Genomic DNA, 24,069 nt, shown 5'->3' with positions numbered 1-24,069 from the left:
TTAGCGGTTTTTTGGATCGGGCAATTGAATGGTAAAGGTGGTGCCATCTCCTGTTTTGCTTTCAACTTCCAGCACGCCGCCGTGCCCCTTGGTCACAATGTCATACGCCAAACTTAGCCCCAAACCTGTGCCCTGTCCAGTCGGCTTGGTGGTGAAAAATGGCTGGAAGATTTTCTCCTTGATCCCTTCAGGAATGCCATTCCCATTGTCTTCTACCCGGATTTCAATGGCATTTTCCAGTCGTTTTGTGGAAACGGAAACGGTGGGTTGATATGGGGGATGTTGTAGAGACGTTGCATGCAAGGTCTCTACGTCGCGCTGCTGCACCGTGCTTCGGCTACGCTCAGCAACCGCATAAAACGCATTGTTGATCAGATTCAATAGCACCCGCCCAATGTCCTGCGGAATCACCGACACTTTGGGCAAATTGGGATCAAAATGCGTTTCCAGTGTAGCATTGAAGTTATTGTCCTTCGCCCGCAATCCATGATACGCCAGCCGCAGGAATTCATCAGCCAGTGCATTGAGGTCAGTAGGTTCTTTCACGCCCGTACTCGCCCGCGAATGTTCGAGCATCCCTTTGACGATGGCGGAGGCGCGTTGGCCGTGGTGGTTGATTTTGCTGAGATTTTGCTCCAAGTCATCGGCGATAGCAATAACTTCGGAAGTATTGCCAGCCTTTATTTCTTCTTTCATCTCGTCCAGCATTTCTACGCTCACTTCGGCGAAGTTGTTGACGAAGTTCAGCGGGTTTTGAATTTCGTGGGCGATGCCCGCAGTAAGTTCACCGAGAGAGGCGAGTTTTTCGGATTGGATGAGTTGGGCTTGGGTGGAGCGGAGGGTATTTAGGGTTTCGCCTAGTTCCTGGTTTTTGACATTTATCTGTTCAATGCTTAGCTCCAGTTCTTCATTGGTTTCATGGAGTTGGTGGGTGCGTTCTTGCACTTTTTGTTCTAGTTGTTGATTTGCTTCCTGTTGAATCTTGATGGTTTCGGCTTGGGCTTGGTTTTTTTCTTTGTTAGAAAGCTGGATTCTTAGCGCCAAACTATAGGCAAAGATGATTTGCTGTATATAAGCCCCAATATCGATCATTTGTATGTTTGAAAAGTCAAGGGGGAGGACGGGTAATTCAAATACTTGAAAAAGAATAAAACTCAAAGGGGAGAGTGTAAAAGATAGCATGAAAAAGCTATCTCCCAATAAGAATATTTTTACCAAGGGGTTTTTATTCCATAAACTGAGTGCGACTATGAATAAAGTAAAAGTTAGCAAGATGTGATTGATAGGCAATAACTTTCCAATACGCTCTACAATTTGAATATTTAGGACGAATGAAACAATTATGGCCGCAATTATCCATAAATAATACTTTATAAAAACATTGAAACGAGGTTTGAATTTTTTTAAATCTAGATAATTTATAACAAATAAGGTGTAAAAAAAAAGTGATGACATAACTGCAATTACGAAAAGGCGCGTTCTATCCTCAATAGGCAATTCATAAAATTCTAAAACATCAATCCATCCTTTCCAAACCATTAATGTTAGGACAAGAAAAAAATTGTATGATACATAATAGAGATAAACTTTATCTTTTAAAATAAAAGTCAAAATAAGGTGATAAAATAGCATGATTAATAAGCCGCCAATGACGATAGTATCAATCATGGTACGGTTTCTAACTTCGTTGATAAACTTACACTCATTCAAGATGGAAATTTTCTCATTGTAAATTTGAATGAGGTTCTGCGCGGAGATCGTACTGTTTGCTAAAGTTAGATAATCAATCGTTTCAATATGGCAATAGAATACTTTTTCTTCTCCGGTTTCAACGAGCAGCGGCAAGATGTAGTCATTGGCAAAGGCTTTTTTAAAATACCAATTCTGGATAGGAATCATATCGCCCATCTGATAAGTTTTGAAACCACCATTGACTTGCTGATCAAATAGGGTTACTTTGTTCCCTCTTATCCTAATCAGCCATCTGTTGTGATTTGATTCGTTTTTAACCTTTAATTTCAACCAATGCGCTTTCAACTTTGTATTGGCCAACCAAATATTTTTATCGTAGCCTTTTTGGAATTTACCTGCATATGCTGGGGAACTGATTTGCTCAATCTTCAGCTTTCCTAAAGAATCGGGTAGAACTTCTACATTTTCCTGGATATTGTAATTGGCAATTTTATCGGATAATTGAATAACAGATTGAGCATTACATTCTGTTAAAGATAGCAGACGAATACCCAGAAAACAAAGCGTCAAAATGATGATTTTATTCATGGCTGGCTTGGATTTTGAGTCAGTGTCAAGACAAAAGCAGTTCCTTCGCCCGCTATACTTTCCACCATTAAAGTTCCCCCATGCCCTTTGGTCACAATATCATACGCCAAACTCAGCCCCAGGCCCGTGCCTTGCCCGGTGGGCTTGGTCGTAAAAAACGGCTGGAAGATTTTGTCTTTGATGGCTTCGGGGATGCCGTTGCCATTGTCTTGTACCTTAATCAGAATTTGATCGTCAATTTTCTGGGTGGAAATGGTGACGGTGGGCTGGTACGATTGGGCACCCGCGAGGGGTGACCCTACAATGCTTCGACTACGCTCAGCAACCGCGTAAAAGGCATTGTTGATCAAATTCAGCAGCACCCGCCCAATGTCCTGCGGAATGACAGAAACCAGCGGCAAATCGGGATCAAAATGAGTTTCCATCGTCGCGTTGAAGTTGTTGTCCTTCGCTCGCAAGCCGTGATACGCCAGTCGCAGGTATTCATCTGCCAGTGCATTGAGGTCGGTAGGTTCCTTTACCCCTGTACTTGCCCGCGAGTGTTCAAGCATCCCTTTGACGATGGAGGAAGCGCGTTGGCCGTGGTGGTTGATTTTTTCCAGGTTTGTTTTAAGATCTTTAGCAATGGCAATAGCCTCGGTAGTATCTCCTTTTTCCAGTTCTTCGTGCATCTCGTCCAGCATTTCAGCGCTGACCTCGGCGAAGTTGTTGACGAAGTTGAGCGGGTTTTGGATTTCGTGGGCGATGCCTGCAGTGAGTTCACCGAGGGAGGCGAGTTTTTCGGATTGGATGAGTTGGGCTTGGGTGGATTTGAGCAGGTTGAGGGTGCTTTGAATTTCTTCTTTTTGAGCTAACAGAAGGGCGTTGGCCACTTGTTTTTGACGGTTGTTGCGGTAAAGGATGAAAGCGATCAACAAAACAACACCCAAAACGGCCAGCAACGCATAAAGCCTGACTCGATTTTTAAAAGCAACCTCACGGGCTACGATCATCCTTTCGTTTTGTGCAGCCCGTTCCCGTTCCTCAAAAGCTAATTTTTCGATCTGTCGCCCTTTTTCTTGGCTAAAAAGACTGTCTTTAGTGGTGGTGGCGAGAACAAGGTAATTGAGTGCTTCTGCGGCATTTGAGTTTTTGTACAATTCAAAAAGTAAATTTGCAGCCTGAATGAGGTGTAAATTCATTTTCTTTTCTTGGAAGATGTGGAGCGCCTTTTTGGCGTAATACCTGGCCGAATCCAGCTCATTTTTATCGCGGAAGATGTTGGCCATTCCCAGAAAAACCTGTCCTCCAATCGAGCGACGAAAATAGCTCATGGCGAGCTCCTTCTGACCTTTTTGGTAATACACCTCGCCGAAATGCACATAAAAAGATTGAGGGGGGAGGAAAGGGGTGGCTGATTGCAAAGCATAAGTATATCCTTTTTGAAGATAAACCAATGCTGAGTCTGGAATACCTGCATCTTTATACTCGAATCCAATAAGCGTATTGATGGGAATAGTACTTTGGGGCAAGTTCACTTTTTCCATTAGTTTTTTGCATTCAAAATAGTATTGTAGCCCTTTTTGGTGGTCAAACCTACCGTAAGCATAACCCAAATAACCCAATGTTTGAGCCAATTGCATAGAATCTTTGTTCTTTTCACAAAGCTGCTTTGTTTCCATCAGGATCAAAATGGACTTATAGTAGTTTTGTTGAACTAAACTAAAAGCTAGCCAGTTGCCACACAAAATCGCCCCTTTGTCATAGTGAATCCGTTTAGCCAAAGCCAAGCCTTTCATCCCGTAATCAATAGCGGCTTGGCCTTGAGTTGCTTTCATCAACTTTTCATACAACAAGACCTTGGCGGTATCACTTTTTGCCTTGGCAAATTCTTGTTTTAAACTGTCCAAAACAGGGGTTTGCCCAAATCCAAGACTGAGCTTAAAAAAGACCAAGAACAAGAAGAGTAGATTTTTCATGCGCAAAGGTGATCGTTTTGTTGGGAATGCCTACGTATTTACTTCAACGCCGCCATCTGCACCACCTGCTTCTGCCCACAATATCCACAAGTAGTCGCCTCAGCATCATACACATGCTCTTCAAAAAATACGCTACGCCCCGGGCTCACCACCGGGCAGCTCTTCAAATGTACAATACCATTGTGGTTGGCTTCATGCTCATGATTCAACATGGGCGTTTTGTAAGCTCCACAGCTTTGGATACCGGCGATCAAAACCAGGATGAACCAGTAATTGCGAGTAGTTTGAATTTGCGTTTTCATGGTATAGCGATTAAAGTGATGTAAAAAATGATTGTACTCCAAAAGTAGCGCAAGGGTCACTTCAATGCTATGATGAATCTCCGAATGGACGCTGAGACTTTCCGAATGGTAAGAATTGGCCTCCGAATGAAATGCTAATCTGAGTCATCCCGAGTTTTTGAAAAGTCAAAATCTGGCATAAATCTAATCGCGGAGCGATTGAATTTATAATAGCCCCGGTCGTCCGGGGTAAATAGTTGGGTCAAATTGGCGGCAACCACGGCAGTGGTTGAACTCAATTGAGCACAAAGTTCAACCGCATCCGCGGTTGCGAAACCTTGTGCTACCAAAATGACCCCGGACGACCGGGGCTATTATAAATTCAACCGCATCCGCGGTTTGTTATTCCAAAAATTCGGGACGACGCGAATGCTATGGGAAAAACTTAGCCCTGCAAACACTCAAACACCAGGCGATAAAAATCGGGGTGTGATTGCCAGGTTTGCCCCGTTACATAGCGGCCATCCTTTACGGCTTCGGATTTGCCCACAAAAGTGCCGCCGCAGGATTCCACCTCAAAGCGGACATTTTCGTAACAGGTCAGGGTTTTTCCTTTGACCAGGCCTGCTGCGGTCAAAATTTGGATGCCGTGGCAAATGGAAAAAATGTACTTGTCGTCGCGGTCGAATTCCCGCACAATGTCCAGCACTTTGGCATCGTGGCGCAAAAACTCCGGTGCCCGCCCCCCCAGGAGCAATACGGCCAGGTAATCCTGGGTGTTGACTTCGGAAAAAGCGATATCCGATTCCACGAGGTATCCTGGCTTTTCGATGTAAGTGTCCCAACCTGGTTCAAAATCGTGGATGACCAGATTCATGCGTTTTTTGCTGGGTGCGGCAATAACCGACTGGTAGCCAGCTTCCTCAAAGCGGTGTTTGGCATAAAGGCATTCGTAACTTTCGCCGGCGTCTCCGGTGATGATGAGAATTTTTGCTTTGGTGGACATAATGTCGTTGTTTGTTTATTGTACCTTAAAGTTACTTCACCCGCCCATACTTTCGCAACAACTCCATCACTTTCTTCTGGGGCAAAGCATAGGCCTTATTGCCATTGATGCCCTCCATGGTTTCGGCGGCGACCATGGCATTGATGATGGCTTCTTCCACGGCTTGCACAGTGGCATCAAACAACGGATTGATTTCGTCATTGGGCAACTCGACTACTTTGGTGAATTTTTCGCGCTGAAAGGCACCAGGATTACCCGTGGAGAAGGCGAGGAAAATATCCCCGGAGCCATTTTCGCCCCTCCCGCCAACGATACCAATGCCCAGTGGCACCCGAGCTGCAATCCGTTTCAGTTGGTGGGGTAGGAGGGGAGCGTCGGTGGCGACGACGACGATGATTGATCCATCGCCGGGTTTGCGGTAGTGCTGCGGAGCTTTTTTGAATTCATAGTTCAAAGTATCCTTCAACAATTGACCGATGGGTACTCCGGCAATGCGAAAATTCCTTTTAGAACCAAAATTGGATTGCACCAATACCCCCAGGGTGTAGGTCGAATCGGCAACTTTGACGATCCGCGATGCCGTGCCCGTACCGCCTTTAAAACCCAGGCACATCATGCCCGTGCCACCACCTACATTGCCCTCCTTGATCGGGCCGGTTTTGGCGCTGTCGAGGGCAGCATAGGCATGGCTTTCTTTGACGTGGAAGCCGTAAATGTCGTTGAGGAAACCGTCGTAGGTTTCGGCCACAACCGGATAGGTGTACCAAAAATCTTCCTGGTACCAGTGGTGATCCACAAACCATTTCAACACCGCATCGCGCACTACGCCCACACTGTTGGTATTGGTGATCATGAGGGGTGTTTCCAAAAAACCGGATTCGGTGATCCAGGTGGTGCCGGTCATTTCACCGTTGCCGTTGAGGGAATACCAATTGGCATAAACCGGATTGTTGACGCGACCACGGGGCAGGATGGCGGTTACACCCGTGCGCACGGGGCCTTTGCCCCGGATGTTTTCCCCCTGACCAGCAATGATGGTGCTGTAGCCAACTTCCACCCCTTTTACATCGGTGATGGCATTATAGGGACCGGGTGTGCCTTCAAAAGGGATGCCAATGTCGCGGGCGCGGGGCTTTTGGGCTTGAACATGGAGACTAAAAACGATTAGGGAGAAAAAAAAGAGGGCCTTCATAGGAGCAGGTTTTAGGTGTGGTAAGATACCTAAATAATTGAAGTAAAAATGCTCCCCAGGCCCTCCGGATTGGTATGAATGTATCTTAGTATGACGCAAAAAATTACGTCCCGATTTTTTTTGGGGCTTTTGAATAGGAAGCTCACTTGAAATGAAGCGTTCGACTTCCTATTCAAAAGCCAAATCGGGAAGTTGATTTTTCTGCGTTACTTAACTGGGCTTGTAATTTTTTCGTCTTTTTTTTGATTGTTCAGGCTTGCCTGGCCATAATTTAACGGGGATATAAACCGATCTTAAGTCAGGCAAGAGCACCTTTCGCGCCGGAAAATTTTCACTTTCAAAAGAAAGAATATCCCTTCCTGGAGGCGCCATAAATTCAAAATTGCCCTCCGCATCGGGGAAAATTTTGTCTTTGGTGCCTTCGATGCGCACATAGGGGCCAATGGCCTCCTGTGGGCCCCCTGACTGGATTTTACCCCTAACTTTGATGGAAAAGGGCCGTTTGGAGGGCTGCGTGTATTGGATGGCCTCCAACTCCGGGCTTATGCCGTAGGCACCGTAGTACAAAAGGATCACGTTCAGGGTATCTTCATCCCCTAAAGCAATTTCACCATAATCAAAGCCCTCGTAGCTGTATTCCAATCGCGATTGGGTTTTGGGAATCTTGATCTGGTATTCCCCTTTCAAGTTGGAAATAGCGGAAAAAGGAATACTGCCGCCAAGACGGCCGTAAACTTCGCCGCCAAACAGGGCTTCCTTGTTGAAATCCAGAATACGTCCGGTGATGGTTCGCCAACCTTGTTCAGGTCCCTCTGAAGCGACGGGTACTGCTTTGGCTAAGGCGCCAGATTTGGCTTGTAAGTTGGCATTGCTTTGGCCCTGGAGGCAAGTGGTGGAGGCCAGGATGGTAAAAATACCGATGAAGCAGGTTCTCGAGATCATTTTGTAGTGAGTTTATGGTGAAGGGTGCAGCCGCAGGGTGCAGCACCGTCAGTTGATACCCTAAAAATGGCTCGAAACTCCTGGGGATGCAAAGGAGACTTTCCCGTTGGTAGTTTTGACTATCCGCTTGGTAAGAGAGGAAGTAAAATAAAGATGGACGTTATTTTTACCAGAACTAGAAAACGGTATAGTTGCACTATGCTCTTTCATTGTGCCATGTCATAGTTTAGAAGCTATCTCTAGTTCTTAAACGGACACTCTTGTACCAATAACGGACATTATTTTTAGGTGTATATCTTTTATTTGATTGGTTATTAGTGCTTTATTTTGTTGGCATCGTTTTTGGTTTCAGAACCTAGAAACATCCTCAAAAACAGAATGAACTATAGGGGCCTTTCAGGTAAAGCCGCTAAGTAATCAAAAACAACATTATGCTGCTCAATTATTTCAAAATCGCTCGAAGGAATCTTCAAAGCAACAAGGGATATTCACTTATCAACATTTTAGGTCTTTCCTTCGGCATGACCTGCACCATCTTGATTTCACTTTGGATCTATGATGAAGTCACGTATGATACATTTCATGAAAATAAGCTTCAGATCTATAAAGTGTTTGCGAATAGAACGTTTAACAATCAAACGTTTACAGATGAGAACATGGTTCTTCCACTTGCGGATGCATTGGAAAAAAACAGCTCTTTGGTAAAAAATGCAGTGGTTACCACTCATCCGCAAGATAGGGTGATGATTTATCAAGATACCAAAATCAAAAAAAACGGGTATCGAGTGAGTGAACACTTTTTTGATGTATTTTCTTGGAAAGCGCTGAATGGCACCCCGAAATCGATTTTTAAAGACCCTAATTCTATTGTGTTGAGCCAATCCACGGCAGAAGCCATTTTCGGAAATTCCGATCCGATTGACAAAATCATTAGGCTTCCCGGTAACGATATTGATGTAAAAGTAGTAGCAATTGTGGAAGATGTACCCTCAAATTCCACGATCAAGTTTGATTACATCCTGCCATTTAATTATTCAGATGAAGATACCAAACGATTTATGGCCAATTGGTATGGATCCTCATGGCAGGTATTCGTACAAACCAATACCAATACGAACATTAGCCAGCTTGAAAGCCAAATCAATCAAATCAAACATCAACGTTCGCCAGATGACAAAGCAATTAGTAAATATTTTGTTTTTCCTTTTTTGAAATTACACTTGTATGGCGAGTTTAAAGATGGAAAGAATGTAGGAGGTTTGATAGAATACGTACGTTTGTTTGGCATCATTGCTTTGTTTATTTTGTTGATTGCCTGCATCAACTTTATGAATTTATCAACTGCACGTTCCGAAAAACGAAGCAAAGAGGTCGGGATTCGCAAAGCTATTGGTTCCAACAAAATTCAATTGGCGCTTCAGTTTTACAGTGAGTCCTTTCTCATCGTGTTGATTGCCTTTGCTGTTTCCATTCTTTCGGTGTTGCTTTTATTGCCCCAATTCAATCAATTGGTTGAAAAAACGATCGTACTTGATGTTGCAAATCCATATTTTTGGTTGGCAGCATTGGCAATTATTGCGCTTACCGGATTCGTTGCGGGCAGTTACCCATCTATTTATCTATCGTCCTTCAACCCCATCAAGGTGTTGAAAGGAACATTCAAAATGGGTAAAAACGCCACACTGCCCCGCAAAATATTGGTCGTAGGACAATTTACCGTTTCAGTAATGATGATTTCGGCGACCATCCTGGTTTATCTGCAAATCAGTCACATCAGAAACAGGGAGATGGGATACAACCAAGCGCAATTGATCACGGTAGAGTCGTCGAGCGATATTCAGAAAAACTATGAGGCTTTGAAGGCTGAATTGTTAAACACCAATGCTGTAGAAAATGTCAATAGGAGTTTTTCGCCAATCACTGAAGTTTGGTGGAAAAGCCCGGTGCCTAATTGGAAAGGCAAGCCTGAAAATGCCGATTTTCTAGTGAATATGATGGCAATAGACTTGGATTTCACCAAAACATTTGGCGTAAAAATGATTGAAGGCAAAGATTTCAGTGGTTTGCCATCCGACTCCTCCGCAGTCATTATCAATCAAGCAGCAGTAAAAATATTGGGGTTGAAAGAGCCCATCGGCACGGTATTCCGTGAAGGAAACCAGGAAAGAATCGTAACTGGAGTGATGGCAGATTTGATCATGGATTCACCTTTCAAAGCCATTGACCCGCTATTCGTTTATTTTGATCGCGGAAACATCAATACCGTAAACATCAGACTGACGGCGTCCAAACCAACTGATCAATCATTGGCAGCAATAGAGCGCATTTTTAAAAAGTACAACCCGGAATACCCCTTTGAATTTCAATTTGTCAGTGAAGAATACGCCAAAAAATATGGCGATGAGCAGCGAATTGGCAAATTGGCTTTGATTTTTGCCATTCTCGCTATTTTTATTTCTTGTTTGGGTTTGTTTGGCTTGGCCAGCTTTGTGGCCGAGCAGCGTACCAAAGAAATAGGTATTCGGAAGGTTTTAGGTGCATCGGTCTTGAATCTTTGGCAAGTTTTATCAAAGGATTTTGTGGTTTTGGTCCTGATCGCTTCAGTGCTGGCCGTCCCTATTTCCTATTATTTCTTGAACAACTGGCTCGAAAAATACGATTACCGAACAGATATTTCCTGGTGGGTATTCGCGATTGCTGCTGTTGGCGCATTGTTGATCACCATACTAACCGTGAGCTACCAAGCCATCAAAGCAGCGTTGATGAACCCAGTGAAAAGTTTGAAAACAGAGTAAGCCCTGTAGCAAATAATTCAAAATGAACCAACAGCTCGTCAGCTCCTTCCTCGCCGCCACTTTATTGATGGTTTTGAGGCAGGCATTTACATGGCTTCTTCTTCCACCCTGACCCCTTCTTCGAGTGCAAACCCATAAAGAGCGGATATTTGGAAAAGGGAAGCAATGGTACGTTCTCTTTCAGGAATCACCTGTTTACTTACAATTAGGTCAATGGCCTTGTCTGCTAAGTATTTCACTGATTTTGGATGATACCCATCATAGTAATATTGCATGTCGGGGTTGAGCTGGTATTTTTCATTTTTCGCCAAATGTGGCAAATCTTTTTCTTCCAGATGGATTGCTTCATCTTTTTCGAATCTCCCAGTCTCTTCATATCGCCATACCGTATGGCCGGATACAAACGAAGATATATTTTCGTCAATGTCTCTTTTGTCAATCAAAAACGATATCGATGATTCAGAATTGTAAAATTCAATGTTGTGGAAAAATGCCATTTGCTCAGCTCGCTGTACTAAGCTTTCCCAATCAACGGTAGATTGGGTTATTCTTTTTATAAAATAGGCATGTATATCCCATCCCATGACTTTCAAATTGTTGTTATTGATTTTCGTGTAACTTTTTGATTTTCAGCATTAAAGATTTTGCTACAAATAACTCAACCACCATTTCTCAGGGTGACCCGTTTTATACCGATCATACCACCTACAAAGGGGATACAAACCAACCACAATGACGACCCAGATCACATAGGTCACCGTCAAACTATATCCCTCTCCAGGTATGATGAACAAGAAGGGAAACTGGTTTTTGGTAGCAAAATCGAATGCTTCAGCCACCGAATGCCCTCTGGCGAGAAAACAAATCGCCGAACTGATGTGGATGAGGTAAAAATGGATGAGGTAATAAAAAAGGGCTGTCCGGCCGTAGGTGCGCAAAACATTGGTCACGCCATTTTGTACCCGTTCCAGCCAGGCCAGCATCAACAAAGCCGGGCCAATCGTCATACACATGAAGAGCAGGGAAGGAGGGTATTTATTGACATTCAAAAAGGAAAGTACAGTTAGGACGGCATTTTTTTGCGCACTCCAGGGGGTAGGATTGCCATAAATATTCACGAAGCGGAGGACTATAAAAAACAGTACTGCACCCAATCCCAGGCGGACCAAGATACGACCACGTTGTTCCCTTGAATAGCTTGGCGAAAAAAATACCCCACTGCAATACCCCAAAAACATTAGGCCCGTCCAGGGCAGAAAGGGATACAAAATGTAGAGAATGTGACCTCCATCAAAAGGGTAAGCGCCAGTCCGATGGAGCAACATCCACCAAAAATTGGGCTTAAATCCTTCCGCAGCCTCAGGAATATCCAGAAGATTATGCCCCAAAACGATGACTAAACCCAATGCCAAAATAAACTTGAAGGGGAGGCGGAGCAATACACTCATAATCACCATGGAAATGCCGATGCACCAGATGACCTGCAAAATCAGCACATTGAAAAAAGGATTGAGGGTGAAACAAAAAGACACCACCACCAATTCAATAAAAATCAGCCACAAACCCCGCTTGAGTAAAAATGTACGCAGCTCCTGCGGCGTCTTGCGCAAACTTTGCAAATAAATCGAGGTGCCCGAAAGGAACACAAAAATGGGGGCACAAAAGTGGGTGATCCAGCGGGTAAAATACAGAATCGGCGTAGTGGTCGCCAAATCCAGTGGATCAGCGGTATAGGCACCAAGGTGAAAAAACTCGCGAGTGTGATCCAGCGCCATGATGACCATCACGATGCCTCGAAGCACATCAATGGATTCAATTCTGTTTTTCGGAATAGCCGTCATGCATGGATGATTTATAGGTCAACAGTTGTCGGTGCAAAATACTGGAAGTTTTTATTTTTTTGCCACAAAGGCACTAAGGCTCAAAGACATTAAGCACAAATTCTAAGGATGAGAAGGGCTTAGTGGCTTAGTGTCTTTGTGGCAAAAGGTCATGTCGTTATTGCTTCAAAAACGAAATCAACCCTGGGAAATAATGCTCCTGATCATCCCACATACACATGTGCCCGCCATTGGGACACAACACAAACTGCCCCTTGGGAAACTGCGTTGACATCCACTTCATGTACTTTGGGTCCATGGTATCGTGGCTGGCCCCGATGACCAGGGTGGGCGTTTTGATCTTGGGCAATTCCGCACTCACGTCCCACTTTTCCAGTTTGCCTGAAATGCCAAACTCACTGGGTCCTTGCATGGAGACATAAATCTGGGAATTGAGCTTGGCAAAAGTGCGGTTCACTGCATCTGGCCATTCTGCCGAGGGCATGCGCAGAATATGTTGCTCGTAAAAATTGGGAATCAGCAATTCCATATACCGTGGGTCGGTATATTTCCCCTGGGCTTCCAGCTCTTGTACTTCCTTCAGCACTTTGGGATCCAGTTGTTTGGCCAATACATTATCCGCATAGGCACCGTATTTGGGGCAGCTGGCCATCATGTTGCTCACGATCAAGCCCTTGAGGTTTTGTTGGTACTTCAGGGCGTACTGCATGGCCAAAATGCCACCCCAGGAATGCCCCAGCAGGTAGAAGTTATCCTTGTTTAAGCCCAGAGCCTGACGTACTTGTTCTACCTCCTCCACAAAGCGCGGGAGGTTCCACAAACTGGTATCGGAGGGTTGATCCGAATACGCCGAGCCAAGCTGATCGTAATAGATGAATTCAATGCCTTCCTGCGGCAAAAAACTTTCAAAAGACTCAAAATACTCGTGGGTGCATGCTGGGCCGCCGTGGAGGAGCAACACTTTGATCTTGGGGTTGTTGCCAAACCGTTTGGTCCAAACCTTGAATTCACCCTTGGGGGTTTTGATGGGGATGAGGCGGACTCCACCAGATTTGGGGTTCGCATCGTTGGTACTGGAGAAATAATCTTCCAGGTGTACATGGTCAGCGGATGGTGTAGCTTGTGGTTGGCAAGCATTTGAAGCAGCGATGAGCAGCAAAAAAGCCAGCGAGGAAATGGGTGAAAGGGCAAATGATTTGAACATGATGTTGGACAATTGATGAAAAAACTAGATAATGAATGTTGGTTAAAAAAGGGCTTAGCTCCCCTGGATCAGTTCGACATAAAACTTCACCACATTTTTAAAATCCGCAGTACTGATCCGCTCATTGGTGCCGTGTGGGCGTTTGAGGTCTTCGTCGTTCATGCGCACAGGCATGAAGCGGTAGACATTAGGGGAAACCTGGCTAAAAAAACGCGAATCAGTTGCGCCCAACACCAGGTAAGGGGAGACCAATACATCCGGGAAACAACGTTTGATGGTACGATGAATGAGTCGAAAACCCAATGTGGCTGTATCTGAAACGGGGGAGGGGTTGGTATCGAATTTTGGATTCGATTCAACCTTTATTCGCTTATTGTCAATGGCTTTTTTGACATGGGCAATCACACCCGCTACGGAGTCTCCGGGCAAAATCCGAAAGTTAACTTTGGCGATAGCTTCTATGGGCAACACATTGTCCTTTACCCCGGCTTCCAGAATGGTAGGAGCAATGGTGGTGCGCACCGAGGCATTGCCGGGATTCGACTGGGCCAGCATGCTGATGATGGTGGATTTCAACAACCAGCGGTTGGCCATGGCCATTTTGGTGCCAAAGGGCATCTCCGGAGCAAGGTAGTCCTGCAAATAACCAACGGCTCCCTCCAGGCGGGCCGGGAAAGGATGTTTTTGGAGCCGATCGATGGCCGTAGCCAATTCGCCGATGCTGGTTTGGGGTGGCGGCATGGAGGAGTGGCCACCATCACCTACGGCAGTCAGGGTTAAAGTGGTATAGCCTTTTTCAGCAACACCTACGAATGCAATGGGTTTGGGGATATCGGAAATGGCATCTACCTGGATACTCCCGCCTTCATCCATCACGAATTCCAGTTCGACCTTGCGCGCAGCCAACAATTCGGCGATTTTTTTTCCGCCGTTGTGGCCCGATACTTCTTCATCGTGACCAAAAGCAAGGTAAAAATCGCGCTCCGGTTGGTAACCCTTTTGCAGCAGGTGTTCCACCGCTTCCAAAATACCAATCACGGTAACTTTATCATCCAGGGTGCCGCGCCCGTACAAAAAGCCATCGGCGATTTCAGCGGCAAAGGGTTTGTGTTTCCACAATCTTTCCGTTCCCTGGATCACGGGCACCACGTCGTAATGCCCCATCAGGAGCGCAGGTTTGAGTTTGGCGTTTTTGCCTTTCCAGCTGTACAATAAAGCGTATTGATTAACCCGCTCAAGCTGCAATTGGGCGTGCACCAAAGGATAGGTTTTGGCCAAAAAAGTAATGAATTTTTCAAATTGGGCGCTGTCGATGAGGGTAATGTCGGCATTCGAAACGGTGCGGAACTGAATAGCTGAGGCCAGGTGTCCAACCACTGAGTCCCCAATGGCCAAGGTTGGAGCAGGGGGAATTCCGGTCATTTGTTTGGAGGACAAACGGAGGGTATTGAACAGCATGACAAGTACCAAGATCACAAAGGGTATGGCCAGGTATTTGAAGAGTTTCCACATGTTTTTGTACTAAAGATAAGTTTATGTTTAAACTTCTACGCACATAATTTTAAACTTGCACATGCTCTTATAAGCAAAGTATTTTTGAGCACCAATAGAAAAGGAGGCCCCAAAAACACGCAGTGAGGCGCCGCCAACGTCTAACTTTGTATTCTTTGCGTCCTCCGTTTTCCCTTTGTGGTAATAAAATGTCACTTTGGTGATTTTGTTAGAAGGGGCTTTACCAATACTTAGGGCGTCGGCAGGTTCAAAAAATTGAACCCTCTCTTTTGATGCCTTTGTTCAAAGTGCTGCAATCAGCAATCACCCCAAAAGAAAACACCAACCATCCTAACACGGCAAAAACACACAAAAGAACAATCCACTGGTAAACATTGTAAGCACTTTGGGTCACTGACGCAACCTGACTTGTAACCGTAGCTTCTTTTACATGTAACATTTGTACCTGTGCATTGAGGCCAAGGGTACAAAAGCAAGCGAGAAGGGAAAGTAGCATTTTCATATGAGCCTGATTTGGTGTTGATGACGCTACAAAGATGGAAGATGGAGCGCAGGAGACAAAACACTGCTTTCCCAATGGTAGCTTTGACTATCCCAATGGTAAAAAATCCCTTCCGAATGAAAAATAGTAGTCTGATTTAAATCACCTTCAGGCGCATTGCCAAAGCCTCCTGGAAACCTCGGCTTACGGGCAGGGTATGTTTACCAAGGCTAACATAGTTGTAGTTGTCTAAGACTGCATCAATTTTGGTGACATTGATGATGTGTGAGCGATGGATACGCATAAAATCGCCCGATTGTAATTTTTCCTCAAAGGCACCGAGGGGAAGGCTCATCAGGTATTCGTTATCTGAGGTGTGAAATTTGCAATAACTGCGATCCGCTTCCGCAAAAAGAATCTCGTTTAACATTATTTTTACCATTCGATCTTTGTAACGTACAAAGATGCGGTCGGCGAGGATGCTTTCTTCTTTTTGAGCGGCCTCTATCGGAGCAGCAGAAGCGATTTGACTCTTTTCCTCGGCTACTTTTTGCAACACCAATTCAACGGTTCGACTCAGGTCGGCTTGCCGGAATGGTTTAGACATAAAAGCGTAAGGTTGAGCGGCTTTGGCCTGGTTGTAGGTGTCGTCATCTGTATTGGCAGTGAGGAAAATCAGCGGGATTTGATAGGTCTCACGGATGCTGAGGGCGGTTTCTATGCCATTCATTTTGCCCTTCAAAGCGACATCCATCAACACCAGATCGGGTCGTGTTGCTTCGATGCTTTTCAGGGCATCTTCTCCACGCGGAATAATACCAGTGACGTCATAACCGAGGTTATTGAGCATCATGGAGATATCGGCAGCGATGATGATCTCGTCTTCGACGATGAGGATTTTGGCGTTTTCCATAGGATCAAGACTTAGAGGGCATGCTCCAAAGATAGAAAAAACGCCAGGATAAAGGAGGTTTTTCGTAGGGGTTAAATCATATACGCTGGGCACACGCATGATTGCGGCTACACACCCACACCATCACACCGACACTTTCACACCCTATTTCCCCCACTGTTTCCATTGATGTACTTCGCCACCTAAAAACACGACATAAAACCCTCTTACATCAGGCCGACTGAAGCGTTCGCTGCGCATGTAAGTATCCAGTTGTTGTTCTGCTTGCGAAATGACTTTGGGCAAGTTTTTTTCAGCCGATTTTTTGACGTATTTCAGTTCCAGTACGATTTCATAATTCATCATGCGGTCGGGCACCCTTTCGAGGAAAATATCGGGATAGTTTTTGCCCGTTTCGTATTCACTGTGGATCATAAAAGCCTTGAAGGGAAAAAACAAACCAATCATCAAGGTTTGCAGGTGTTTTTCGCCGTAACTCAATTCGTCGCGGTTGGAATGGTTTTCGGCCAGTACGTACTCTACGATGTCCAAAAAAGCTTGAGGATTGGCGTCATTGACCAGTGTGTCAATGGCTTTGGTAATGGGTTGGTGGGTGCGCACAAAGCGGGTTTTTTCCAGAAACAGTGCCGTGAAATATTCGAAGTACAGTTTTTTGATGACGTAATTGGGAATGCGAAATCGCCAATCGCTGCTGCGGGGTTCTTGCACGGTGAGGATGCCCAGATAAAAGAGCAAACTCAAAAAGTCTTCTTGGGTAAATGGCGCGTCGATGTTGTACAGGCGAGTAAGGGGGAAATCGACATAGCCTTCCTTGACCAGCGCTTCCAGTAGTTCAAAACGCTCCGTTTCATCAGCTCCGATGCGAAAGTATTTGCGGACTTTGCGGTAATCGGAAATGATGTTGCTGTCGAGCATTTCATAGGGGTATTTTTTCAAGACGTTATATTCCTTGAGAAAATACAGTACCATATCGGGGTTAAACAGGCGATCATGCACATCAGTGGTGAAAAAATAACCGTTGTACCAATCCATTAAATCTGACAACATGGTAGGGATTTTAGCCAACGGGATATCGGACGAATGCAACATCTGTTCAACTTCGGAATGGGTAAATCCCATCAAATCATGAAAGACCGGATTTAAAGTGATATTATCGCTGATGTTAAATCCACTGGTGAGAGAATCCAGTGTAATGGGCGATACTCCAGTGATGAAGATGCGATCCACAATACCTTCACCTGCGGCGGTTTTGAGGCTTTCATAAAACTTGCGCACAAAACCATTTCTGCTCACATCAGCCTTGAAACGTACCATGTCGAAAGACAACAGTTCATTGGCAAAGTGATCGTACTCATCAACGAGGAGGTAGATTTTATGGGGTATATTCCTTGCTTTTGTAATGCCAAATATTGTTTTTACAACCGCTTCCGGACTTTGTTGCTCAAGAATGGTGCGGGTGTCTTCAGCATTAAAAAATTCATGGTAAGCTCCCAAAAAGGTGCGTGTGCCCTCAATAACATTTTTCAAAAAGCCTTGATAAGTACTTTCATGAGTTGTAGTATCTATACGACTGAATTCAAAGCGCAGTACCAAATATGTATTCGCCAAGGCTGTTGGCTGTTGGCCAATGTGTAAATCTCCAAAAAGATTCAAAAACAAATCTTTGTGCTCCAAGCCATAATAATGATGTAAAGTGCTGATGAATAGGCTCTTTCCAAATCGACGTGGGCGCAAAAAAACGGGATATTTCGAGTTCCATTTTTCTAATTGTTCAATGAACAGTGTGCGGTCCTGATAGAAGTAATTTTCCAGGCGCAAAGACTTAAAATCACTTAATCCATATGGAATATTGATCATCATCAAATTATTTACCTGTAAAAGTACAATATGTTGCTGCGGTGTACAAGTCCAGGCAGTAGAACTTATGCCAGTCGAATCACAAATTCAGTTCCTTCTCCTACCTCGCTTCGTACTTCTAAGCTACCACCATGCCCTTTGGTTACAATATCATACGCCAAACTCAGCCCCAAACCTGTCCCTTGCCCGGTCGGCTTGGTGGTGAAAAAGGGTTGGAAGATTTTGTCTCTGATGGCTTCAGGAATACCATTGCCATTGTCTCTCACCCGGATTTCTATAGCATTTTCCAGTTTTTGAGAACTTATTGTTACTGTTGGTTGGTAACCTTCAATTCCTTGTTTAGCCTTCTCGGTTACGGCATAAAAAGCATTATTAATCAAATTCAACAACACCCGACCAATGTCTTGGGGAATAACCGAAACGAGCGGTAAATCGAGATCGAAATGCGTTTCTAATTTGGCATTGAAATTATTGTCCTTGGCACGTAAGCCGTGGTAGGCCAGGCGGAGGTATTCATCGGCCAGGGCGTTGAGGTCGGTGGGTTCCTTTACTCCTGTGCTGGTACGGGAATGCTCCAGCATGCCCTTCACAATGGAAGCCGCACGTTGGCCGTGGTGCTGGATTTTGCTCTCGTTGAGTAACAAATCCTGGGCAATGGTTTTAACCTCTCCGATGTTCCCTTGCTCAATTTCTTCCTGCATTTCCAATAGCAACTCCTGGTTGATTTCAGAGAAGTTGTTGACAAAATTCAAGGGATTTTGAATCTCGTGGGCAATGCCCGCCGTGAGTTCGCCGAGTGAAGCCAGTTTTTCGGATTGGATGAGTTGGGCTTGGGTGGATTGGAGGTCCGTATAAGATTTGCGCAATGCCTCGGTTTGCCGCATTACCTCAGCCTCCAGGATTTTTTGCTGGTTGATGGCCTGGTTCTTTTTCTCTTCAGAAAGCTGGATGATTTTTTGGGCATTGTTTTGGATTTCAGTGAGATTTTCCCTAAAGCGGAGCATCACGTAAATGACCATACAAATAGGGAAAGCTAAAAATAACAAATCAGGTTCTGATGAATAAAAAGACCTTGCGGAAACTAGCTCAATCAACAGTAGAATGGCAAAGCCGACCAAGGTTAATAAAATACCTGCTACAAAGGCTCGCTGGGCACCACTTGCCCGTTTCCAGTTGGATATACAAATGAAAATACAAATGAGCGCGTTTCCAAATGTGATGCTAATCCCGGCAGTACCAACGTTGTAAAATGCAATGATGATGCCACCCATAACAAGGCAGAGCAATAAATACAAAAGAACTTTTTTGTTCTTTGAATTTAAAATTTTAATAAGTACAAAGTTGAACCAAGTAAATAAAGACAATATTAAAATTGGTTGTACATAAACGGTGATTACCTCACGCCGGATAAAGGAAATGGATTGGTTCTCAAAAAAGCTACCAACGTAAAATTCGACCAAGAAAAGAACAGAAGTTAAAGCCATTAATTTTACGTCCTTTTCTTGTTTGTTGATGAGGGCAAAAAAACAAAGCAACAGACTCAATAAAATACTCGCTGTCAGAACGATTGCATTATTGCTTAAAGCGGCCAGGGTGTACGGTTTAATGAATTGATTATAGCCGGGGCCAACTACCCGGAGCATAATTTGACGATCTTCATACGATTTCAAACGATTGCGGCGCAAAGGGTTTTTATAATCTACTACATGTAAAGCCAACGTATAAACCACCCCAGGCTTGGCAGGATAAGGCTTGGCCAACCTAAGGTAAAAATTATCATCCTGGTACAAATCCCCTAGCCCGGTATTGCCATAAGATTGTAGCAACTTCCCATTTACGTATAAATCTATGGCCGCCCAGGAGCCCTTGCGAAAGCCAATGGGTATACCAGTGAAGCTGGAATCCAGCTTAAAATGCATTCTAAACCAGCCTTCGGCACGTCCATCCTGGTTGGCGTGTTGAATATTCAACTCAGTGGGCTTCATTTTTGCCCATCGAGAAGCATCCATATTTTTGCTTGACCACAATGGGTCATTGCCTTTGTGAAAGCGCCACCCCTCCAGGTCACTCAGCAAAATGATTTGCCTTTCGTCAGTGAACATTTTTGTACTCAACAAAACAGTGTCCCCGTCTAGGGTTTGAGCCCCTAAGGTAGAATAAACAACGAGCGTGAGGATGAGGTGGAGTATTTTTTTCATAATGATGTTGCTATTTATTCAACTCCAAACTAACACCATTATTCGTACCTGTAAAGCATAGTTTTCCCAGTGGTGCATTTGGGCTCCCTAATGGAGCATTTGGAACTCCGAATGAATTTAATGCGGTGTAAAAACTATTTTATTTCCCAATTCACCACATTTTCCAAAAACTTCAACCTTTCAGGATGAATAACTCCCCTGCCAGGCATACTTCCCAAAAAGAAACACCCCAATACTCGCAACCGGAGTGATGATCAACATGGCAATGAGCCCAAAAATTAAATCATCTGGATTGCCTGAACTGACCTTGGGAATCCCCAGTTCAAAAATACCAAAATAGGCCGCAGCTAAGCCTAGCAACATCCAAATCAGGCCCATGAATTTTTTAAGCGGGTTTAATCTCTTTACCCAAGAAATTTCCGCTGTAGGTTTTTCGCTCAAATACAACAATCCAATCACCAGGCTTACGCCCATCAATAAAATGGGATAGTTCAAGCCTGCGAGATAGTAATGTGCAGCCCTACCCAGATTGGCTTTTTCAATCAAATAAGTGGCAATCACCGGAGCCATTCCCCCAAAGATGCCATAACTGATGTGATAAGGCAATGAAAAGGAGGTGTAGCGGATTTGGATGGGGAACATTTCCACCAAAAAAGCGGTAGATGGGCTGGCTGACATTGCACAGATGATGACCAACAAAAGGGTGAGCCCAATCAGCTTCCAGCGGTCGGCCGCATTGGTGGTAATGATCTGGTTCAATTCTGCTTTGCCCATTTTCCCTTGCTTAAAGCTTTGTTTTTCGATGCTTTGTTGGAGGGTGCCATCGGTAAAAACAAGAGTGCTGGTCGTAGTACGCAAGGAATCCCCGTTGGGTAGGAGGGTATAGCTGACCGCAACTTTCTGGGCAGCCTTGTTTTCGGTGCGCTGAGCAGTGGAGGTAGTTCGGTACATTTGGCTGTAAATGGGCCGAAAACAAACAATGGCCAGCAAAAGCCCTAACATCAGCAAGGGTTTGCGTCCCACCCGATCGGATAGCCAACCAAAAAACACATAAAAAGGATTGCCCAGCAACAAACCGACCATGACAATTTGGGAGGTTTGGTTGTAGTCCAAAAATCGGAATTTGATCAGGAAGTTTTGGACATAAACGATGGAGGCGTAACTGGCTACGCCAATGCCCAGGGTCAGTCCAAAAGTGGCCAAGAGGACAACTTTTAAATTCTCCTTTTTGCCCAGTGCTTCCTTCAAAGGATTTTTTGAGGTGCGCCCTGCCTGTTTTGCTTCCACAAATAGGGGCGACTCGGCCATACTTTTGCGGATGTAAATGGAAATGCCCACCAGAATGGCCGACACCAAAAACGGAATCCGCCATCCCCAACTTTCCCAGGCCGTGCTATTCATGGCGTTTTTGGTCAACAAGATGACCCCAAAGGAAAGCAAAAGCCCACAAGGGCCCGCTACCTGAATCCAGGAAGTCCAGAAGCCACGTTCGCGCACCGGAGCGTGTTCGGCCACAAAGGTGGTGGCACCGCCGGTTTCACCTCCAATGGCCAGGCCCTGCAAAAGCCTTAAAATGAGTACAATCAGGGGCGCCAAAAAGCCAATGCGCTCGTAACTCGGCACCAGCCCCGTGACAAAGGTAGAGCCTCCCATCAGCACCAGGGTAGCCATGAAGGTGTATTTGCGCCCGATCAGGTCACCCAGGCGCCCAAAGAACAAGGCCCCAAAGGGACGGACCACCAAACCCGCCGCAAAAGTAGCGAGGGTGGCTAAAAAGGCAGCAGTGGGGTTCTCTTTGGGAAAAAACTGGCTGGAAATAATACTGGCTAGTCCACCAAAAATAAAAAAGTCATACCATTCGATTACAGTACCTACGGTAGCAGTGGTGATGATGGAGCGTAAAGGGTGCTGTCGCATAGAATCCTAAAATGTTCTTTTGTAAAAGTTTGGACCTCGCCTTCGGCAATGCGCAATAAATAAATTCAGCCACAAATGACACAAATTTTCACAAATTGAGGCACAAACTTGCGTTTGTGCTCCCAACACGAACGAAGTTCGTGCCTCAATTTGTGAAAATTTGTGTCATTTGTGGCTGAATCCCTAAAAACACTCCACCGAAGGGAGGGTGTTTTTTAAGTTATTTTCTTAGTGTTGTACAACCAAAGGTACCGTTTCCAGTCGATCTGCCATACTCAGCACCAGGGTATACATGCCATTCGGCAAATCATGCCCCGGCATTTGCCAGCGCATTTTTTGCTGCTGAATCACCTCTACCTGGCTGCTTTTGAGTACCCGCCCCAACACATCGCGTAATTCGATGCGGAGCTTTCCGGAAATGAGCGGAACAAAACTCAATTGGATCTCCGCATCAACTGGATTGGGGATTATCTGCAACTGAGTAGTTGGTGGCTGTACTTCGCGTACGGGTACCGTAGCCCTGGGCGGAGCTTTGTAGCGTACGCTAAGAATCTTATTTTCCGCGGTGTTCCAGTTGACCTCAGCGATTACTTCTTTGCTCTTGTCATTGAAGTAAAGGTGGGTTACCGTGGTATCTACCCCCAGGAAGGAATCCCAAGCATTAGCAGTTGCTATAATCACATCGGTTACATCTATCCAGCCCAGTACCCGGATTTTGGCGTCTACCCTATATTCCCGGTATTGGGTACTTTTTTCGCGCAAAACCTCGTATTGAGCAGAAGGTAATTTCATGGTCCCCGAAGCGTTGACGCTGGAAATCCGGGAAATTGCCATCCGAATCCGAAGGGAGTCAAAGGCGGTTCCAACTGGGAGGTAGCTGATGACCGCCGGAGGTAACTCAGAGACTGAAAAACCCTGCAAAATATTAGTGGAAGACGAATTGGTGTCGAAAAAATTCAGGGGTGCACGGCGTTCAGGAAACGCAGGGCGTAATTTATAAATGGCTTTCAGGTTGAACCCAAAAGGGTCAGTTCCGGCGTAACCCATTATTTCCAAACGCGTGGAGGTCAAGTTGTAATAGGTTTCGGTTAGCCCATTGGTAGTGATCAAATCCGCACCGGGGAAACTGGCCACATTTTTTCCAGCACTGGCTGGCAGGAAAACCTGATTGGCCAAAATACGAACCTTCAATTGGCTTAAGTCCCAGGTTTGATTGAAGCCTGGTGGCGTATACAAGCTTTGAGCGTCAACCGTTGGCTGATTATCAATGGCATAACGCAGGGTATCACCTGCAACAGGGAAAGTAGACGAAGTAACGGTGATTTGAGCAAGACTGCTCAGGCAGTAAGCAAGGAGCACTGCGCTGTAAAGAATTTTCTGCATAGTATGGTTTTTAGGTGATGAGGATGAGGCGTGTTACCTGAAGATTGCTTCCAGGTCTAGTTCTATGTTGAGTTGGGTATCTTTTAAAGTGCCTTTTTTGGCAAAAACTTCGTATTCGTTAGGTGCACTAAAAACATAAATAGAGGTAAGGTCGGGGAGCACCAACCAGTAGGATTTTACCCCTGCTTCGAAGTAGCGATAGGATTTGGCTACCAAATCAGCGAGTTGCTGGGTTGGCGATAAAATTTCTACTACGCCCAAAGGCATCTCGGTTACTTTTACCTCATCGTTGCCAGGACGAAACTCAAA

General features: G+C 45.0%; 18 protein-coding genes. 1 reads left to right on the top strand and 17 read right to left on the bottom strand.

The annotated features are described in order from the left end of the window. The 6 genes from SFV55_RS25525 to SFV55_RS25495 all read right to left on the bottom strand — a co-directional run bounded on the left by SFV55_RS25525 (window position 1) and on the right by SFV55_RS25495 (window position 7,659). Window positions 1–2,280 (bottom strand): ATP-binding protein, encoded by a 2,280-nt coding sequence (locus SFV55_RS25525; RefSeq protein WP_413776742.1) that lies wholly within the window; start codon window positions 2,278–2,280, stop codon window positions 1–3. Then, the gene (locus tag SFV55_RS25515; RefSeq protein WP_320032409.1) at window positions 2,277–4,238 is read right to left on the bottom strand and encodes a sensor histidine kinase; all 1,962 of its coding nucleotides are present in this window, start codon (window positions 4,236–4,238) and stop codon (window positions 2,277–2,279) included. The genes SFV55_RS25525 and SFV55_RS25515 overlap by 4 nt, the downstream gene beginning before the upstream one ends. Before the next feature lie 38 nt (window positions 4,239–4,276). Further along, the gene (locus SFV55_RS25510) at window positions 4,277–4,540 is read right to left on the bottom strand and encodes a hypothetical protein (protein ID WP_320032408.1); all 264 of its coding nucleotides are present in this window, start codon (window positions 4,538–4,540) and stop codon (window positions 4,277–4,279) included. A gap of 424 nt (window positions 4,541–4,964) precedes the next feature. Next, window positions 4,965–5,525, bottom strand: a complete 561-nt coding sequence (locus SFV55_RS25505; RefSeq protein ID WP_320032407.1) for a DJ-1/PfpI family protein — start codon at window positions 5,523–5,525, stop codon at window positions 4,965–4,967. A 31-nt stretch (window positions 5,526–5,556) separates the two neighbouring features. Then, window positions 5,557–6,717: a P1 family peptidase gene (locus SFV55_RS25500; protein ID WP_320032406.1), complete on the bottom strand. Its 1,161-nt coding sequence runs from the start codon at window positions 6,715–6,717 to the stop codon at window positions 5,557–5,559. 210 nt (window positions 6,718–6,927) lie between these two features. Next, window positions 6,928–7,659 (bottom strand): hypothetical protein, encoded by a 732-nt coding sequence (locus SFV55_RS25495; protein WP_320032405.1) that lies wholly within the window; start codon window positions 7,657–7,659, stop codon window positions 6,928–6,930. A 431-nt stretch (window positions 7,660–8,090) separates the two neighbouring features. Between SFV55_RS25495 and SFV55_RS25490 the strand changes: the two genes are divergently transcribed. After that, window positions 8,091–10,454, top strand: coding sequence for an ABC transporter permease (locus SFV55_RS25490; protein ID WP_320032404.1), 2,364 nt, complete (start codon window positions 8,091–8,093; stop codon window positions 10,452–10,454). Window positions 10,455–10,540: 86 nt separating this feature from the next. Here SFV55_RS25490 and SFV55_RS25485 read toward each other — a convergent pair whose 3' ends face one another. From SFV55_RS25485 to SFV55_RS25435, 11 genes are all read right to left on the bottom strand, one after another. Continuing rightward, complete coding sequence (locus SFV55_RS25485; protein WP_320032403.1) at window positions 10,541–11,038, bottom strand: hypothetical protein; 498 nt, start codon at window positions 11,036–11,038, stop codon at window positions 10,541–10,543. Between the two features lie 63 nt (window positions 11,039–11,101). Beyond that, entirely contained in the window at window positions 11,102–12,295 is a 1,194-nt protein-coding gene (locus SFV55_RS25480; protein ID WP_320032402.1) for a DUF1624 domain-containing protein, read from the bottom strand. Window positions 12,296–12,452: 157 nt separating this feature from the next. After that, the gene (locus SFV55_RS25475; protein WP_320032401.1) at window positions 12,453–13,499 is read right to left on the bottom strand and encodes a proline iminopeptidase-family hydrolase; all 1,047 of its coding nucleotides are present in this window, start codon (window positions 13,497–13,499) and stop codon (window positions 12,453–12,455) included. A 54-nt stretch (window positions 13,500–13,553) separates the two neighbouring features. Next, window positions 13,554–15,011 carry a M20 family peptidase gene (locus tag SFV55_RS25470; protein WP_320032400.1) on the bottom strand — a complete coding sequence of 486 codons (1,458 nt, stop codon included), beginning with the start codon at window positions 15,009–15,011 and terminating at the stop codon, window positions 13,554–13,556. A gap of 247 nt (window positions 15,012–15,258) precedes the next feature. Continuing rightward, window positions 15,259–15,513 carry a hypothetical protein gene (locus SFV55_RS25465; RefSeq protein WP_320032399.1) on the bottom strand — a complete coding sequence of 85 codons (255 nt, stop codon included), beginning with the start codon at window positions 15,511–15,513 and terminating at the stop codon, window positions 15,259–15,261. 136 nt (window positions 15,514–15,649) lie between these two features. Continuing rightward, the gene (locus tag SFV55_RS25460; protein WP_320032398.1) at window positions 15,650–16,405 is read right to left on the bottom strand and encodes a LytR/AlgR family response regulator transcription factor; all 756 of its coding nucleotides are present in this window, start codon (window positions 16,403–16,405) and stop codon (window positions 15,650–15,652) included. A 144-nt stretch (window positions 16,406–16,549) separates the two neighbouring features. Continuing rightward, complete coding sequence (locus SFV55_RS25455; protein WP_320032397.1) at window positions 16,550–18,262, bottom strand: AAA family ATPase; 1,713 nt, start codon at window positions 18,260–18,262, stop codon at window positions 16,550–16,552. Window positions 18,263–18,327: 65 nt separating this feature from the next. Further along, window positions 18,328–20,460, bottom strand: a complete 2,133-nt coding sequence (locus SFV55_RS25450; RefSeq protein WP_320032396.1) for an ATP-binding protein — start codon at window positions 20,458–20,460, stop codon at window positions 18,328–18,330. A 180-nt stretch (window positions 20,461–20,640) separates the two neighbouring features. Then, window positions 20,641–22,377, bottom strand: a complete 1,737-nt coding sequence (locus SFV55_RS25445; RefSeq protein ID WP_320032395.1) for an MFS transporter — start codon at window positions 22,375–22,377, stop codon at window positions 20,641–20,643. Between the two features lie 228 nt (window positions 22,378–22,605). Next, window positions 22,606–23,760, bottom strand: coding sequence for a T9SS type A sorting domain-containing protein (locus SFV55_RS25440; RefSeq protein WP_320032394.1), 1,155 nt, complete (start codon window positions 23,758–23,760; stop codon window positions 22,606–22,608). 33 nt (window positions 23,761–23,793) lie between these two features. Beyond that, the coding region (locus SFV55_RS25435) for a Uma2 family endonuclease (RefSeq protein ID WP_320032393.1) at window positions 23,794–24,069 on the bottom strand (276 nt) is incomplete at its 5' end.

The organism is Haliscomenobacter sp., assembly GCF_033763495.1.
Lineage (GTDB): Bacteria > Bacteroidota > Bacteroidia > Chitinophagales > Saprospiraceae > Haliscomenobacter.
The sequence above is the reverse complement of the archived record's forward strand: the minus strand, read 5'-3'. Positions and strand labels throughout refer to the sequence as shown.

What these genes read in the sequence shown, in the direction of transcription:
- SFV55_RS25525 (WP_413776742.1), bottom strand. Translation starts at nt 2,280, where the DNA reads ATGAATAAAATCATCATTTTGACGCTTTGTTTTCTGGGTATTCGTCTG.
- SFV55_RS25515 (WP_320032409.1), bottom strand. Translation starts at nt 4,238, where the DNA reads ATGAAAAATCTACTCTTCTTGTTCTTGGTCTTTTTTAAGCTCAGTCTT.
- SFV55_RS25510 (WP_320032408.1), bottom strand. Translation starts at nt 4,540, where the DNA reads ATGAAAACGCAAATTCAAACTACTCGCAATTACTGGTTCATCCTGGTT.
- SFV55_RS25505 (WP_320032407.1), bottom strand. Translation starts at nt 5,525, where the DNA reads ATGTCCACCAAAGCAAAAATTCTCATCATCACCGGAGACGCCGGCGAA.
- SFV55_RS25500 (WP_320032406.1), bottom strand. Translation starts at nt 6,717, where the DNA reads ATGAAGGCCCTCTTTTTTTTCTCCCTAATCGTTTTTAGTCTCCATGTT.
- SFV55_RS25495 (WP_320032405.1), bottom strand. Translation starts at nt 7,659, where the DNA reads ATGATCTCGAGAACCTGCTTCATCGGTATTTTTACCATCCTGGCCTCC.
- SFV55_RS25490 (WP_320032404.1), top strand. Translation starts at nt 8,091, where the DNA reads ATGCTGCTCAATTATTTCAAAATCGCTCGAAGGAATCTTCAAAGCAAC.
- SFV55_RS25485 (WP_320032403.1), bottom strand. Translation starts at nt 11,038, where the DNA reads ATGGGATGGGATATACATGCCTATTTTATAAAAAGAATAACCCAATCT.
- SFV55_RS25480 (WP_320032402.1), bottom strand. Translation starts at nt 12,295, where the DNA reads ATGACGGCTATTCCGAAAAACAGAATTGAATCCATTGATGTGCTTCGA.
- SFV55_RS25475 (WP_320032401.1), bottom strand. Translation starts at nt 13,499, where the DNA reads ATGTTCAAATCATTTGCCCTTTCACCCATTTCCTCGCTGGCTTTTTTG.
- SFV55_RS25470 (WP_320032400.1), bottom strand. Translation starts at nt 15,011, where the DNA reads ATGTGGAAACTCTTCAAATACCTGGCCATACCCTTTGTGATCTTGGTA.
- SFV55_RS25465 (WP_320032399.1), bottom strand. Translation starts at nt 15,513, where the DNA reads ATGAAAATGCTACTTTCCCTTCTCGCTTGCTTTTGTACCCTTGGCCTC.
- SFV55_RS25460 (WP_320032398.1), bottom strand. Translation starts at nt 16,405, where the DNA reads ATGGAAAACGCCAAAATCCTCATCGTCGAAGACGAGATCATCATCGCT.
- SFV55_RS25455 (WP_320032397.1), bottom strand. Translation starts at nt 18,262, where the DNA reads ATGATCAATATTCCATATGGATTAAGTGATTTTAAGTCTTTGCGCCTG.
- SFV55_RS25450 (WP_320032396.1), bottom strand. Translation starts at nt 20,460, where the DNA reads ATGAAAAAAATACTCCACCTCATCCTCACGCTCGTTGTTTATTCTACC.
- SFV55_RS25445 (WP_320032395.1), bottom strand. Translation starts at nt 22,377, where the DNA reads ATGCGACAGCACCCTTTACGCTCCATCATCACCACTGCTACCGTAGGT.
- SFV55_RS25440 (WP_320032394.1), bottom strand. Translation starts at nt 23,760, where the DNA reads ATGCAGAAAATTCTTTACAGCGCAGTGCTCCTTGCTTACTGCCTGAGC.